We start from the raw sequence: 16414 nt of genomic DNA on the forward strand, positions 1-16414 counted from the left end.
ACCGTGACCGACACCAGCAGCGAGCTCTCCCCCACGGACATCGCCGTGGTCGGGATGGCCGGCCGCTTCCCGGGCGCCGACGACGTCAGCGCCCTCTGGGAAACCGTGCGCGCCGGCCGCTCCGGCATCACCCGCTTCACCGACGAGGAACTCCTGGCCGCGGGCGTGCCCGCCGACCGGCTCGGCGACCCGGCCTACGTCAAGGCGGGAGCCGTCGTGCGCGGCGTCGAGGACTTCGACGCGGGCTTCTTCGGGATCAACCCGAAGGAAGCCCAGATCCTCGACCCGCAGCACCGGCTCTTCCTGGAGCACAGCCAGCACGCGCTGGAGGACGCGGCCTGCGACCCGGCGCGGTTCGACGGCGCGATCGGGGTGTTCGCGGGCTGCGCGTGGAGCACCTACCTGACCCACAACCTGACGCCGGCCGACGCGGCTCGCGAAATGGGCGAGATCGCCATCGCCCTCGGCAACGACAAGGACACCCTGGCCACCCGGGTTTCGCACACACTGGGCCTGTCCGGCCCCGCGTTCAGCGTGCAGAGCGCGTGCTCGACGTCGCTGGTCGCGGTGTGCGTCGCGGCGAGCAGCCTGGCGAACTTCGAATGCGACGTCGCGCTGGCCGGCGGCGTGTCGATCGGGGTGCCGCACCGCGTCGGCTACCTCTACCAGCAGGGCGGGATCGCCCCGCCGGACGGCGAATGCCGGGCGTTCGACGCCGCGGGACTGGGCGCCCCGCTCGGCGGCGGCGTCGGCGTGGTCGCGCTGCGCCGGTTGGAGGACGCGCTCGCCGACGGCGACCGGGTGTACGCGGTGCTGCGCGGCTGGGCGGTCAACAACGACGCCGGCCGCAAGGTCGGCTTCACCGCGCCCGGTGTCGAGGGCCAGGCCACGGTGATCGCCGAGGCGCTCGCCGCGGCCGGGCTGGCGCCCGCGGACATCGGGTACGTCGAGGCGCACGGCACGGGCACCGCGCTCGGCGACGCCGCCGAGATCGCCGCGCTGCAGCAGGTCTTCGCGGGCCGGTCGCTGCGGATCGGCTCGGTGAAGACCAACGTCGGGCACCTCGACCGCGCGGCCGGCGTGACGAACCTGATCAAGGCCGCCCTCGCGCTGCACCACGAGGAGATCCCGCCGACGCGCAACCTCGGCACGCCCAACCCGCAGCTCACCGCGGGCGGCGCCGAGCTGACCGTGGTCACCGAGCGCACGCCGTGGCCGCGCACGGACACCCCGCGCCGCGCCGGGGTCAGCGCGTTCGGCATCGGCGGCACGAACGCCCACGTCGTGCTGGAGGAGGCGCCGCTGCCGGTGCCCGCCGCGACGCCGGCCGGGCCGGAGCTGCTGGTCTGGTCGGCCCGCTCGGCCGCGGCCGCCGACGCGGCCACCGCGAACCTGGCCGCCCACCTGAAGAGCTCCGGCGACGCGCTCGCCGACGTCGCCCACACTCTCCAAAGTGGACGCACGACGTTCGGGCACCGGCGGATGCTGGTCGCCGGTTCCGCCGAAGAGGCGGCCCGGCTGCTGGCCGAGGGCGGGGTGTCGGCGTCGAGCGGCGCCGGCACCGGCCGCCGCGTCGGGTTCCTCATCGCGGGCACCGGCGAGCAGTACCCGGGCCTGGCCGCCGAGCTGTACGCGTCGGCGCCGGTGTTCCGGGCCGAGCTGGACCGCTGCCGCGCGCTCCTGGCCCCGTCCGTTCTGGACGGGATGCTCGGCGAGCGGGAAGGCTCCGGCGGGTTGGCCGCCTTGCTGGGCCGCGCGGGTGGCGGCGAGCGCGCGGGCGACCGCACCGGCGTGCTGCACCCGGCGCTGTTCGCCGTCGAGTACGCGCTGGCGCAGCTCGTGCGCTCGTGGGGTGTCGAGCCTTCGGTGCTGGCCGGTTACAGCCTCGGCGAGTACGTCGCCGCGTGCCTGGCGGGAGTGCTCTCGCTCGAGGACGCCCTCGCGCTGGTGACGCACCGCGCGGAGCTGATGGCCGCGCTGCCCGGCGGCGCGATGGCGGCCGTGCCGCTGTCCGAGGACGAGGTGCGTGCCCGGATCGCGGGAACGGACCTCGACATCGCCGCGCTGAACGGGCCGCGGCTGACCGTCGTGTCCGGCACCGCCGAGGCGGTCGACGCGCTGCGGGTGTCGCTGGCCGCCGAGGACGTGCCGTGCCGGCCACTGGCCACCACGCACGCCTTCCACTCCCGGCAGCTCACGCCGGTGCGCGACGCGCTGACCGCATGGGTCACCGCGAACGTCACGCTCTCCGCGCCCGCCATCCCCTACGTCTCCAACGTGACCGGCGAGCTGGTCACCGACGCGCAGGCGACCGACCCGGCCTACTGGGCCGAGCACATGTGCGCCCCGGTCCGGTTCGACGACGCGCTGGCCACGCTGCTGGCCGACGAGGACACGGTGCTGCTGGAGCTGGGCCCGGGCCGGTCGCTGGGCGCGATGGTGCGCGGGCACCGGGCGTGCGCGCCGAAGCGCTGGTCGTCGGTGATCCCGACGCTGCCCGGCGCCGACGACCCGGCCCCGGCCACCACGGCGCTGGCGGAGGCGGCCGGGCGGCTGTGGCTGGCCGGGGTCGACCTCGACTGGACCGGCGTCCGCGGCGGCCGCGAAGCCCGCCGGGTCGGCCTGCCCGGGTACCCGTTCCAGCGCGAGCGCTACTGGATCGACGCGCCCGGCACCGTCACCCCGGAAGTCCCCCGGCTCACCGCCGAACCCGACGGGCACGTGCAGCTGCTGACGCCGTCGTGGCGGCCGCAGCCCGCACCCTCCGACGGCACGACGGGCCGCGTCGCGATCCTGCCGGATTCCGGAGGTGTCGCTGTTGCCTTGACTGCGCTGCTCGGCGAGGTGGTGGTCACGCCGGCCGAGGCCGACACGGTGGTCGACCTGTCGGTGCTCGACCTCGACGACGACGTGGCCGCCGTGCACGCGGTGTCCCGCACCCTCGCGACGTCGGCGGGCGACGGCTCACGCGCGGTCCGCGTACTCCTCGCCACCCGCGCGGGGCAGGCCGCCGGATCCGGGCGGGTGCGCCCGGCGCAGGCAGCCGTGGCCGTGCTGCCGGTCGTCGCGAACCAGGAGTACCTGAACCTCGACGCGGGCACCGTCGACCTCGACGCGGCCCACGGCCCCGCCGAAGCCGCGGCCGTGCTCGCCGCCGAGCTGCGCTCCCCCGGCAGCCCGCTGGTCGCCTACCGCGGCGACGACCGGCTCGTCCCCGATTACCGCCCCGCCGCACCGGCGGGCGCACCGGCGATCCGCCAGGGCGGCAGCTACCTCATCACCGGCGGCCTCGGCGGCGTGGGACTCACCGTCGCCGAGCACCTCGTCACCCGCGGCGCGCGCCGGCTCGTCCTGGCCGGCCGCAGCGGGGGCACCGACGCGGCCGTGGCCCGGCTGCGTGCGCTGGGCGCCGACGTGCACACCCCTCGCGTGGACGTCGGCGACCCGGCCGCGGTGCGCGCACTGCTCGCCGAAGGCCGCTACGACGGCATCGTCCACGCCGCCGCGGATTCCGACCCGGCCGGCTTCCGTCCGCTGTCCGAAGTGGACGAGGCCGGGATCGCCCGGCACTTCGCCGCCAAGGTCGGCGGGGCCCGGGTGCTGGCCGCGGCCCTGGCCGAGCTGCCGGCCACCGACCGTCCGGAGTGGACACTGCTGTTCTCGTCCACCTCGGCGCTGCTCGGCGGCGTCACCTTCGGCAGCTACGCCGCCGCCAACGCGGCCTTGCTGGCCGAGGCCCACGGCCGTCCCGGCTGGCTCGCCGCCGCGTGGGACACCTGGCCGGGCACCCTCGAACGGCTCGACGCCCGGCTCGGCGCGTCCATGGCCGCACACGCCATGAGCCGCACGCAGGCCCTGACGGCGTTCGACCAGCTCACCGCGCACGCCGGCCCGGCCGTGATCGTCGCCGCCGGCGGCCTCGGCGAGCGGCTTCCCGGCACCGCAAAGCCCGCGAAAACGACGACCGCCGACCGCTTCCCGCGGCCCGACCTGCCCCAGCCCTACACCCCGCCGATGACCGCCACCGAACGCGGCCTCGCCGAGGTCTGGTCGGCCGTGCTGGGGGTGGAGCCGGTCGGCACCCGGGACAACTTCTTCGACCTCAACGGCAACTCGCTGCTCGCCCTGCAGATGCTCGCGCTGGTCAAGGAGCGCTTCGGCGTCGCCATCCCCACCGTCACCCTGTTCGAGCTGCCGACCGTCCAGGCGCTCGCCGCCACCCTCGCCGAGCAGGCTCCCGCGCAGGCCGTGGCCCCGGCCGCACCGGTCGTCGCCGCGGATCCGGACGACGACGAGCTGGGCCGGCACATCGCCATCGTCGGCATGGCCGGGCGGTTCCCCGGCGCGGGCACGGTGGACGAGTTCTGGCGCAACCTGTGCGACGGCGTCGAGTCGATCACCTTCTTCGGCCCCGACGAGCTCATCGCCGCCGGCGTCGACCCGGCGCAGGTCCGCGACCCGGCCTACGTGCCGGCCCGGCCGGTGCTCGACGACGTCACCGGCTTCGACGCCGCGTTCTTCGGCCTCAGCCCGCGCATGGCGGCGCTGACCGACCCGCAGCAGCGGCTGTTCCTGGAAGTCTGCTGGGAAGCGCTGGAGCAGTCCGGGTACGCGCGGCCCGGCGAGCGCGGCCGGGTCGGCGTCTTCGGCGGCTGCAACCTCTCGACCTACCTGCTCGGCATCGCCGGGCAGTTCACCTCCGACGCCGACGCCAGCATCTACGAGCTGGTGATGGGCAACGACAAGGACGCGCTCACCACCACCGTGTCCTACCTGTTCGACCTGCGCGGCCCGAGCATGGCGGTGCAGACGTTCTGCTCGACGTCACTGGTCGCGGTGCACACCGCGATGCGCAGCATCCGCGCCGGTGACTGCGAAATGGCCCTGGCGGGCGGTGTCTCGGTCCGCGTGCCCGACCGGATCGGGCACCTGCACTCCCCCGGCGGCCAGGAATCGCCGGACGGGCACGTGCGCACCTTCGACGCCCAGGCGCACGGCAGCATGTTCGGCGACGGCGCCACCGTCGTGGTGCTCAAGAAGCTCGGTGCGGCCCTGCGCGACGGCGACCACATCTGGTCGGTGATCCGCGGTTCGGCGATGAACAACGACGGCGCCCTCAAGGTCGGCTACACCGCACCGAGCGTCGGCGGGCAGTCCCGGGTGATCGCCGACGCGATGGCCGACGCGCGGGTCGCGGCCGAAGACGTCGGCTACGTCGAAGCCCACGGCACCGCGACCGAGCTGGGCGACCCGATCGAGGTCGCCGCGCTGACCCGCGCGTTCGGGGACACCGCCGAGAAGCAGTACTGCGCGCTGGGTTCGGTGAAGCCGAACGTCGGGCACCTCGACCGGGCCGCGGGCACGGCCGGGCTGATCAAGGCGTCACTGGTCGTCCGCGAGGGCCTGATCCCGCCGACGCTGCACTACACCGCGCCGAACCCGGAGATCGACTTCGAGCACAGCCCGTTCCGGGTCGCCGCCGAGCTCGCGCCGTGGCACACCGCCACCGGCCGCCCGCGGATCGCCGGGCTCAACTCGCTGGGCATGGGAGGCACCAACGTGCACGTCGTCGTCGAACAGCCGCCCGACCGGCCCGCCGCGCTTCCCGGCGACCCGGACACCGAGCGCCGCTACCAGGTGCTGCCGGTGTCGGCCCGCACCGCCGAGGCCGCCGACACCGCCGCCCGGCGGCTCGGCGAGCACCTCGCCGGCACCCCGGACGCGCGGCTGGCCGACGTCGCGTTCACGCTCCAGGAGGGCCGCAAGACCTTCGAACACCGGCGTGCCGTCGTGGCGTCCGATGTGGACGGTGCAGCCGCGGCACTGGCCGGCGCCCCCGCCGCCCGCGTCGAGCCGGTGCAGGACCGGCCGGTGGCGTTCCTCTTCGCCGGCGTCGGCGAGCAGTACCCCGGCCTGGCCGGCGAGCTGTACCGCCGCGAGCCGGTGTTCCGCGCGCACCTCGACGAGTGCCTGACGCACCTCGACGTCGACGGCGATCTCGTCACCGGGGCCCGCGGCGGCGGACCGAGCCTGGCCGCGCTGCTGGGCCGCGCCGACGGCGAAGACCCCCGCGCCGAGCGGCTGCAGCGCACCGAACTCGCGCAGCCGCTGCTGTTCGCCGTGGACTACGCGCTGGCCCGGACGCTCATGGACTGGGGGCTGCGGCCCGCCGCGATGCTCGGCTACAGCCTCGGCGAGTACGTCGCCGCCTGCCTGGCCGGGGTGCTCTCGCTCGAGGACGCCTTGGCGCTGGTCGCCAAGCGCGCGGAGCTGATCGCCGCACTGCCGGGTGGGGCGATGGCCGCGGTGCCGCTGTCCGCCGCCGAGCTGGAGGCGCGGTTCGGTCTCGCCGCGCGGGAGCTGGACGTCGCCGCGGTGAACGGGCCGGAGCTCGTCGTGGTGGCCGGGGCACCGGCCGCCGTGGAGCGGCTGGCCGAGGACCTGCGGGCCGCCGACGTCCCGTGCCGTCCGCTGCGCACCAGCCACGCCTTCCACTCGCGGATGCTGGCGCCGGCCGCGGCCGGGCTGACCGCGTGGATCGCCGCGAACGTCACGCTCAACGCACCCGAGCTGCCCTACCTGTCCAACGTGACCGGCCAACCCGCGACCGCCGAACTGGTCACCGACCCCGGGTACTGGGCCCGGCACATGAGCGAGACCGTGTGGTTCGCCGACGCCGCGACCGCGCTGCTGGCCGACGAGCACCTGGCCGTCGTCGAGATCGGCCCCGGCCCGTCGCTCGGCGCGCTGCTGCGCGGGCTGAGCCCGGCGAGCCGCTGGCCGCTGATCACCGCCACGCTGCCCGCCGCCGACGACCCGCGGCCGGCCGACGAGGTGCTCACCGACGGCCTCGCCCGGCTGTGGCTGCTCGGCGCCGACCTCGACTGGGCCGCCTACCACGGCCGCGGCACCGCGACGCCGGTCTACCGCGGCACCGCCCCGGGCCGCGTACCGCTGCCGACCTACCCGTTCCAGCGGCAGCGCTACTGGATCGAGGCGACCCCCGCCGCCGGGACCACCCGGGTGACGACGCCCGGCTCCGACGGTCCGCTGGAAGAGTTCGACCGCATCCCGCTGCTGCCGGAGGAGCAGTGGATCAACCTGCCCGTGTGGCGCCAGACCTCGGCCGCGCCCGCCGCGCCGCAGGTGGCGTCCTGGCTGGTGTTCGCCCGTCCCGGCCTGGCCGAGGACGTCCTCGACGGGATCCGCCGCACCGGCGACCCGGTGACCGTGGTCCGGCCGGGCGCGGGGTACCGGCCGGGCCCGGACGCCACCGTCCGCCCGGGCGATGTGGACGACCTGCTGAAACTGCTGCGCGACCTCAAGCGCGGCGGGACGAGGCTGGACCGCGTCGTCCACCTGTGGAACCTCGACGACGACGGCGACCCGCTGGCCCTCGGCCTGCACACGCTCGTCGCGCTGGCCCGCGCCGCCGGCGAGCTCGGGCTCGGCGGCTGGACGCTCGACCTCGCCGCCACCGGCACCCAGCGCGTCCTGCACGACGGCGAGCTCCGGCCCGACGCGGCCACGCTCACCGGCCCGAACCTGGTGATCCCGATGGAGTACCCGGGCGTGCGGACGCGGCTGATCGACGTCGACGCGGCCGCCGGTGCCGCCGCGGTGGTCGCCGAGCTCCACCGCCCCGCCCCCGGCCGCACGGTCGCGCTGCGCGGGTCACGGCGCTGGCTGCCCGGCTACGAAATCCTGGCGCCGCAGCCGATCGAGCAGGCTCGGTCGGTGCTGCGCGAGCACGGCGTCTACCTCATCACCGGCGGCCTCGGCGGGATCGGGCTGGCGATGGCTGAGCGGCTGGCCCGCGACAGCCACGCGAAACTGGTGCTGTTCGGCCGCCGCGGGCTGCCGCCGCGCGAGCGCTGGGCCGGGATCGCCGACGGCTCCGACGAGGTGCCCGGCACGATCCGCGACCGCGTCGCCCGGGTGCTGGCGATCGAGGCGCTCGGCGGCGAGGTCGCCGTCGTCGAAGGCGACGTCGCCGAAGAGGCCGACGTCCGGCGCGCGGTCGCCGTGGCCGTCAACGGGTTCGGGGCACTGCACGGCATCCTGCACACCGCGGGCGTGCCGGGCACCGGGCTGATGCAGTTCAAGGAACCCGGCGACGCCGACCAGGTCCTGGCGCCGAAGCTGCCCGGGTCACGGGCGCTCAGCGCGGCCACCGCCGGGCTCGACCTGGACTTCGTCGCGTTGTTCTCCTCGATCACGTCGGTCACCGGCGGCGGTCCGGGCCAGGTCGACTACTGCGCCGGCAACGCGTGGCTCGACGCCTACGCGGCTCACCACGGCGGCCGCACGGTGTCGATCTCGTGGGGCGAATGGACCTGGAACGCCTGGGACGACGGGCTTTCCGGGTACGAGGAGGACATCCAGACCTACTTCCGCGAGCACCGCGCCAAGTTCGGCATCGACTTCGAGCAGGGCTGGCGCACGCTGCTGCGTGCGCTGGCCTCGGGCGAACCGCACGTGGTCGTGTCCACTCAGGACCTTCCGGCGGTGACGGCCGTGGCGGCCCGGTTCAGCGTCGACGCGGTGACCTCGGCCGCGAACGGCGGCGCGTCGGCCGATCGCCACCCGCGGCCCGAGCTGGTCACGCCGTTCCAGGAACCGGAGGGCGACGCCGAACGTGCCGTGGCGCAGGCGTGGTGCGAAGCGCTGCGGCTGGACCGGGTCGGCGCTTCCGACAACTTCTTCGAACTCGGCGGCACGTCCCTGCTCGGCATCTCGCTGCTGACGACGCTGCGCAGGGCGTTCCCGGACGCGGAACTGCCGCCGCACATCATCCACGAGGCCCCCACCGTCACCGCGCTCGCGAAGATCGCCGCCGGCGGCCCGGAGCCCGCCGAACCCGCACCGGACAGCCACGCGCAGGGACAGCTGCGCCGCTCCGGCATCAAGGCCGCGGCCGCCCGACGGCGCCGGGCCTGAACCAGAAGTCCTTCCACAGAAAGGGAACAGTCATGGCAGTCACGGGAGTGGTGGGCGCCGGCGTGATGGGCATCGGCGTCGCACAGGACTTCGCCGCCGCCGGCCACGAGGTCGTGCTGGTCGACACCGACGAGCGGATCCTCGACGAAGCGCGGGCCGAGATCACGCGCAACTGCCGGCTCAGCCGGCTCATGGGCGGCCCCGCGCTCGACGCGGACGAGATCCTCGCCCGGATCACCACCGCGGTCGGCCTGGCCGCGCTGGACAAGACCGAGATCCTGGTCGAGAACGTCACCGAGAACTGGGACACCAAGGCCGCCGTGCACGCCGAGCTCGACGAGGTCTGCAGCCCGGACACGGTGATCATCGCCAACACCTCGGCCGTGCCGATCACCCGGATCGCGTCGGTCGGCAAGAACCCGGGCCGGGTCATCGGCGTGCACTTCATGAACCCGGTGCCGCAGAAGCCCGTCGTCGAGCTCATCCCCGGCTTCCACACCACGCCGGAGACGATCCTGCGCACCCGCGAGCTGCTCACCAGCATCGGCAAGCGCTGGGTCGACGTGAAGGACGCGTCGGGCTTCGTGTCCAACCGCGTGCTCATGCTGACGGTCAACGAAGCCGCCTACCTAGTGCACGAGGGCGTCGCCACGGCCGAGTCGGTCGACGAGGTGTTCCGCGGCTGCTTCGGCCACCCGATGGGCCCGCTGGAAACGGCCGACCTGATCGGCGTCGACACGATCCTCTACAGCGTCGAGGTGCTCTACGAGCACTACGCCGACTCCAAGTACCGCCCCTGCCCGCTGCTCAAGCAGATGACCGACGCCGGCCTGCACGGCCGCAAGAGCGGCCGCGGCTTCTACACCTACAGCTCCTGACCCCTTTCACCGACGCAGAAGGAGAACCTGCCATGTCCGAGACCACCGGCGACATCCTCGCCTTCATCACCGGCCGCTTCCCGCAGGCCGGGATCACCGCGACCGAGGACATCTTCTCGCTCGGCTACATCAACTCCCTGTTCGCCATGGAGCTGGTGATGCACCTGGAGAAGACGTTCGGCGTCACCATCCCCAACGAGGAGCTGCGGATCGACAACTTCCGCACCGCGGCGGCGATGACCGAGCTGGTCGGCCGCCTGCGCCCGGCCGCGACGGTGGGCTGAGCCGTGACGGAGGTACTGGCAGCGGTCCGCGCGCCCGGCCGCGAGGCCGCGCGGGCCTTCGTGGACGAGCACGTCGTGCCCTTCGCCGACGCCTGGGACCGGGCCGGGCGGATTCCCGAGGACCTGCTGGACAAGATCGCCGAAGCCGGGCTGTGGGCGCCGTTCCTGCCGCCCGCGCTCGGCGGCGCGGGCACCGACATGGTCACCCTCGGGGAGATCCACGAGGAGGCCGGCCGGGGCTGTTCGTCGGTCCGCAGCCTGCTGACCGTGCACACCATGCTCTCCTGGGCGCTGCTGCGCTTCGGCACCGAGGCGCAGCAGCGCCGGTGGGGGCCGGAGCTGGCGAGCGGGCGCGTGCTGGGCGCGTTCTGCCTGTCGGAGCCCGGCGCGGGCAGCGACACGGCCGCGATCACCACCACCGCCACCCCGGACGGCGACGGCTGGCGGCTCGACGGCCTCAAGAAGTGGACCACCAACGGGCAGCGCGCGGACCTGTTCCTCGTCTTCGCGAAGGGGCCGGCCAGCACGATCGCGCTGCTCGTGCCGCGCGCCGCGCCCGGCGTCACGGTCACCCCGATCGACGACATCCTCGGCACCCGGTCGTCGATGCTGGCCTCCGTCGCCTTCGACGGCGTCCGGCTCGGCGCCGACGCGCTGCTCGGGCCGAGCGGCTTCGCCTCCGGCATGGTCCTCACCGGCACGCTCGACCTCGGCCGCTACAGCGTGGCGGCCGGGTCGGTGGGCATCATCCAGGCGTGCGCCGACGCGTGCGCGGACTACACGACCCGGCGCACCGTCGGCGGCACCCCGCTCAGTGACCTTCCGCTGATCCAGGCGAAGCTGTCGGACATGGTCACCGACGTCCGCGCGGCCCGGCTGCTGCTGGCCGAGGCCGGCCGGCTCAAGGACCGGGGCGACTCGGCCACGATCATGGCCACCTGGGTGGCGAAGTACTTCGCCTCGACCGCGGCCGCGAAGCACGCGTCGGAGGCCGTGCAGGTGCACGGCGCCAACGGCTGCAGCGGGGACTACCCCGTCGCCCGGTTCTACCGGGATTCGAAGGTCATGGAGATCATCGAGGGCAGCACCGAAATCCAGCGGATGACCATCGCCGCCGAGGCCTACCGGAAGCAGGTACCGTGACCAGTCTCATCGAGCCGGCGGCCGTCCAGGCAGGCGCCAAGCCGGTCCAGGGCAAGATCAAGTGCGTGGTGTGGGACCTCGACAACACCGTCTGGGACGGGGTCCTGCTGGAAGACGCCGACGTCCGGCTGCGGCCGTGGGTCGTCGAGCACGTCAAGCGGCTCGACGAGATGGGCGTGCTCCACTCGGTCGCCAGCAAGAACGACCACGAGACCGCGCTGGCGAAGCTGCGCGAGTTCGGCCTGGACGAGTACTTCCTGTTCCCGCGCATCTCGTGGAACGCGAAGTCGGTGTCGATCGGCCAGATCGCTCAGAAGCTCAACCTCGGGCTCGACGCGTTCGCGTTCGTCGACGACCAGGAGTTCGAACGAGCCGAGGTTTCCTTCGCGCTGCCACAGGTGACCACTGTGGACGTCCTGGAGGCCGACGAGGTGCTGCGGCGCCCGGAGTTCGCGCCGCGGTTCGTCACCGACGAGTCGGCGCAGCGGCGCGGGATGTACTTCAGCCAGCTCGAGCGGGACGACGTCGAGGCGGACTTCGCCGGCACCGGCGAGGACTTCCTCGCCGGGCTGGGCCTGCGGTTCACCATCGCGCCGGCCCGGCGGGAGGACCTGCAGCGGGCGGAGGAGCTGACGGTCCGCACCAACCAGCTCAACTCGACCGGGCGGACGTATTCCTACGACGAGCTGGACGCCCTGCGCTCGTCTCCGGACCACGTGCTGCTCGTCGCGTCGCTGACCGACAAGTTCGGCTCCTACGGCAAGATCGGCCTGGCGCTGCTGGAGAAGGGTTCGCCGGACTGGCGGCTCAACATGATGCTGATGTCGTGCCGGGTGATGTCGCGTGGTGTCGGCACGGTGCTGCTGGGCCACGTGATGGGCCTGGCCCGCGCCGCGGGTGCGGGGCTGCGCGCGGACTTCGTCGAGACCGGCCGCAACCGGATGATGCAGATCACGTACGCGTTCAGCGGGTTCCGCGAGGTTTCGCGGGACGGCGCGCACGTGGTGCTCGCGGCGGACCTTTCCGCGGTCCAGGAGCCGCCGGCGTACGTGACGCTCGAGGTGGAGTCGTGACGACCGCGGTGGCGAGCCGCTGGCTGCCGTTCCCCGTGACCGCGGGGAACGTGCGGCTGTACTGCCTGCCGCACGCGGGCGGCTCGGCGTCGGCGTTCCGCTCGTGGATCGGCCGGCTGCCCGGGGTGACGGTGTGCCCGGTCCAGCCACCCGGCCGCGAGACGCGGCAGAAGGACACCCCGCACACGGCCATGCCCGCGCTCGTCGCGGACTTGGCGGACTTCGTGCTGTCGGCCGGCGATGCGCCTTACGCCGTCTACGGCCACAGCCTGGGGGCGCTGGTCGGGTTCGAGCTGGTGCGGGAGATCGCCCGCCGTGACGCGGTGCCGCCGGTCCACCTGCTGGTGTCGGGCTGCCCGGCCCCGCAGTGGCTGACCCCGGACGACCCGATCGTGGCGGGCATGGGCGACGCGGAGATCGTGGCCCTCCTGCGCACCCTCGGCGGAACGCCCGAGGTGTTCCTGAACGACCCCCGCGTACTGCGCCTCATCCTGCCACCGATCCGGGCGGACCTGACGGTGAAGAACACGTACGGGTACGTCGCCGGTCCGCCGCTGGAGGTTCCGGTGACGGCACTGGCGAGCACGGCCGACGTCCGCGCGAGCGTGGACTCGGTGCTGGCGTGGCGGGACCAGACGGTCCGGCCGTTCCGCGGGCACGTCCTGGAAGGCGGGCACTTCGCGGTCCTGGAGCAGGAGGACGTGACCCGCGCGCACCTGGCCGCCGCCCTCCGCCCCTGGTCCTGAGCGCCCCAATGTGGCCTTCGGTGCGTTGAACGCACCGAAGGCCGCCTTGGGTGCGTTGAACGCACCCAAGGCCACCTTGGGGCGCTGGGGACCGGGCCACCCCTGAACGTGGTGGGTCCGTCGCCAATACCCCTGGCGGCGGGCCCATCACCCATGTCGAAGGGCCCCTTCCCGGTCTGGGGAAGGGGCCCTTCGGTGTGGGCGGGGTCAGGAACGGAGCTCGGCGATGCGGGCGGCGAGCAGGCGCACGGTGGGCAGCTCGACGACCGCCGTGGCGGGCAGGTTCCAGTGCGCGGCGATGCGGACCGCGCCGGCCGAGCGGCCGCCCAGCTCGAAGAAGTTGTCGTCCGCGCCGATCTCCGGGTAGCCCAGTGCGGCGGCCCAGTGGGCCGCGACCTCCTGCTCCAGGCCCGGCTCCGGCTCGACGAACGGCGTGCCCAGTGCGGGACGCGGCCGGACCGGAGTCTCCTGCCGCACGGGTTCGCCGACCGGAACCGGCCGGGCGAGGGGAACTCCCGACAGCACGACCTCGGTCAGCTGGTCGGCGGCCGCCACCGCGGCGAGGACTTCCGGGGCAGGGTCCGAAGTGGACACCACGGTGGTCCACTGCCCGCGGCCGGCCAGCCGGGCGACCCGGGCCCGGGCGGCCAGCACCCGGCCCGCGGGTTCCGGCCGGACGAGGAGGATGCCCCGCCGCCCACCCAGATCCGGCACGTCGGCCTCCCCGCTCGGGCCCGGCACGCCGACACCGCTATGCACCACGACCTCCCCGAGAAGGCCCGGCACACCGACACCGCTATGCACCACGACCTCCCCCAGAAGGCCCGGCATGCCGGCGCCGCGGTGCACCACCGCCTCCGCGTGGTCCGCCGGGTCCCAGGGCTCGTGGTGCGGCCGCCAGGACTGGTCGCCTCGGACCGCCAGCGGCGTCTCGCCGTTCAGGATCGCCGCCAGTACCTGGTCGACCGACGCTCCCGCCCCCACGTCGACGTGCCGGGCCGTCAATGCCGTGAGTGCCGCCTGCGCCGGTGTGGTCAGGTCCGGCCCGAGCACGCCCACCGCGCCGGAGGTCAGGGTCACCATGCCGGGCCACTGCGCGGCCGCCACCTCGACGTCCCCGGGTGAACCACCCAGGGCGAAGCCGTGCACGACCGTGCGGGGGACCACCACGAGCGAACGCAGCAGCTCGGGCAGGTCACCCGGGCCCACGACGAAGTCACCGGTGTCCAGTGCGGCGAACCCGGGCCCCGGCCGCACGGTGATCACTTCGGAGCCGGCCAGGGTGATCCGTCCGGCCAGCTCCTCGCCGACGGGCTCGGCCGCGAACAGCAGCCACGGCCCCGCCGCCCGCACCCGGCGCTCCAAGCCGGCCGACGGCTGCGGATCGAGCCGCCACGAAGGGACGTGACCGGCCACCGGCGGCGTGGCCGCCGGATCGACCCAGAACCGCTTGCGCTGGAACGGGTACGGCGGCAGTTCGACCCGCCGGGCCGAGCCGCGGTGCAGGGCCGGCCAGTCCGGCGTGCAGCCCGCGAGCCACAGCCGGGCCAAAGTTTCGAGGACCCACGAATCAGCCGAACCGCCCTCGACGACGATCGTGTCCGTGGCGCTCTCGTCCAGGCGGATGCCCAGCCGGGTCAGCCCGGCCGCCAACGCCGACAGCGCGCCGTCGCGCGTAGGGGCGGGCGCGGGCACGTCGTCGCCGGCCAGCAGGCGGTGGGCGGCCGCGGCCGTCGACGCCCAGTCCGAGCCGCTGCCCGCGACCAGGCGGAACCGCGGGTCACGGCGGCGGGTTTCGCCGTCGATCCACCGGCCGGGGCCGGCCAGCGCCGCCACGGCGTCGGCGGAGTCCCGGCACACCACGGCCCGGCGCAGCGCGAAGTGGCCGCGCGAGACCTGGAGCGTGAAAGCGACGTCGGCGAGGTTCAGGTCCGGATGCGAGGCCAGGTGGGCGCGCAGCCGCGCAGTCACCTCGTCGAGCGCATGAGCGTCACCGGCGGAAAACGTCAGCAAGAACGGACCGCTCGACGGCCGGGGCTCCCGGGCAGGCGGCGCTTCGAGGACGACGTGCGCGTTCGTCCCGCCGACCCCGAACGAGCTGACGCCGGCGCGCCGCGGCGTGCCGTCCGCGGGCCAGGGAACGTCGGCGGGCAGCACGGTGAACCGGTCGCCGAGCGCAGGATTGGGCGTGCGGAACCCCGCGGTGCCCGGCAGGACGCCGTCACGCAGGTTCAGCGCCGCCCGGATGAGCGACGTGACGCCGGACGCGCGGTCGAGGTGCCCGATGCTCGGCTTGACCGAGCTGAGCACGCACGGCGCCGCGCGTCCGGGCCCGAACACCCGGTTCAGCGCGGCCAGCTCGATCGAGTCGCCCAGCGGCGTGCCGACGGCGTGGCATTCGACGTACCCGACCGTCTCGGGCTTCACCCCGGCCACGGCGAGTGCGGTGTCGACCACCGCGGCCTGCCCGGCGACGCCGGGAGCGGGGTACCCGGCCCGGTCGCGGCCGTCGTTGTTGACCGCGGAGCCGAGGATCACCGCGTGCACGACGTCGCCGTCGGCCAGGGCGTCTTCCAGGCGTTTCAGCGCGACGACGGCGGCGCCGGAGCCCATCACGGTGCCGTTCGCGGCGGCGTCGAGGGCCCGCACCCGGCCGTCGGGCGAGAGGATGTCGCCGTCGGCGTGAACGTGGCCGCCGGTCTGCGGCAGGGGCAGCGCGGCGCCCCCGGCCAGTGCCAGGTCGCACTCGTAGGTCAGCAGGCTCTGGCACGCCAGGTGCACCGCGACCAGCGAGGTCGAGCAGTACGTCTGCACGGTGATCGCCGGGCCGCGCAGGCCCAGCTTGTACGACACGAGCGAGGTGAGCGAGTCGCGCTCCACGCCCGCGGACAGCAGCGGCTTGCCACCCGGTTCCGCGGCGAGGCCGGGCAGGTTGCGGGTCAGGTAGTCGGGGAACGCGCAGCCGGCGAACAGCCCCACGGGCACGCCGGGATCGGCCGGCCGGTAGCCGGCCCGTTCCAGTGCTTCCCACGAACATTCGAGCAGCAGCCGGTGGTGTGGTTCCAGGGTCTCCGCCTCCCGCGGGGCGAGCCCGAAGGCGGCGGCGTCGAAGGTCTCGACGCCGCCGGCCACGGGCCCGCCGACGCGGACGTGGCCCGGGGTGGCCGGGTCCACGCCCGCGTCGGCGAGTTCGGCGTCGGTCAGTTCCCGCAGGCCGGGGATCCCGGCCGCGAGGTTGCGGCGCAGCTGCTCGACGTCGGCGGCGCCGGGGAAGCGCCCCGCCATCCCGACGAGCGCCACGGCCGATTCGGGTGCCGGTTCCGTCATGGCCGGTCCTTTCTCCGGGCGAG

7 protein-coding genes are annotated in these 16414 nt (G+C 74.5%); 6 read left to right on the top strand and 1 reads right to left on the bottom strand.

What is annotated here, in order from left to right; genetic code table 11:
* Window positions 1–3 precede the first annotated feature (3 nt).
* From ACLJQE_RS32740 to ACLJQE_RS32765, 6 genes are read left to right on the top strand one after another with little or no spacing between them, the layout of a single operon-like run.
* Entirely contained in the window at window positions 4–8940 is an 8937-nt protein-coding gene (locus ACLJQE_RS32740; protein ID WP_410643394.1) for an SDR family NAD(P)-dependent oxidoreductase, read from the top strand.
* Between the two features lie 32 nt (window positions 8941–8972).
* Window positions 8973–9818 carry a 3-hydroxyacyl-CoA dehydrogenase family protein gene (locus tag ACLJQE_RS32745; protein ID WP_410643395.1) on the top strand — a complete coding sequence of 282 codons (846 nt, stop codon included), beginning with the start codon at window positions 8973–8975 and terminating at the stop codon, window positions 9816–9818.
* Window positions 9819–9850: 32 nt separating this feature from the next.
* Window positions 9851–10102: an acyl carrier protein gene (locus ACLJQE_RS32750; protein ID WP_410643396.1), complete on the top strand. Its 252-nt coding sequence runs from the start codon at window positions 9851–9853 to the stop codon at window positions 10100–10102.
* Between the two features lie 3 nt (window positions 10103–10105).
* Window positions 10106–11245: an acyl-CoA dehydrogenase family protein gene (locus ACLJQE_RS32755; RefSeq protein WP_410643397.1), complete on the top strand. Its 1140-nt coding sequence runs from the start codon at window positions 10106–10108 to the stop codon at window positions 11243–11245.
* Entirely contained in the window at window positions 11242–12318 is a 1077-nt protein-coding gene (locus tag ACLJQE_RS32760; protein ID WP_410643398.1) for an HAD-IIIC family phosphatase, read from the top strand. Before ACLJQE_RS32755 ends, ACLJQE_RS32760 begins: the two co-directional genes overlap by 4 nt.
* Window positions 12315–13064 (top strand): thioesterase II family protein, encoded by a 750-nt coding sequence (locus ACLJQE_RS32765; protein WP_410643399.1) that lies wholly within the window; start codon window positions 12315–12317, stop codon window positions 13062–13064. The genes ACLJQE_RS32760 and ACLJQE_RS32765 overlap by 4 nt, the downstream gene beginning before the upstream one ends.
* Before the next feature lie 207 nt (window positions 13065–13271).
* On the opposite strand, the gene ACLJQE_RS32770 is transcribed toward ACLJQE_RS32765, so the two are convergent.
* Window positions 13272–16391 carry a beta-ketoacyl synthase N-terminal-like domain-containing protein gene (locus tag ACLJQE_RS32770; RefSeq protein ID WP_410643400.1) on the bottom strand — a complete coding sequence of 1040 codons (3120 nt, stop codon included), beginning with the start codon at window positions 16389–16391 and terminating at the stop codon, window positions 13272–13274.
* Between the last annotated feature and the right edge of the window lie 23 nt (window positions 16392–16414).

This window comes from Amycolatopsis sp. lyj-346, from assembly GCF_046548975.1.
Lineage (GTDB): Bacteria > Actinomycetota > Actinomycetes > Mycobacteriales > Pseudonocardiaceae > Amycolatopsis.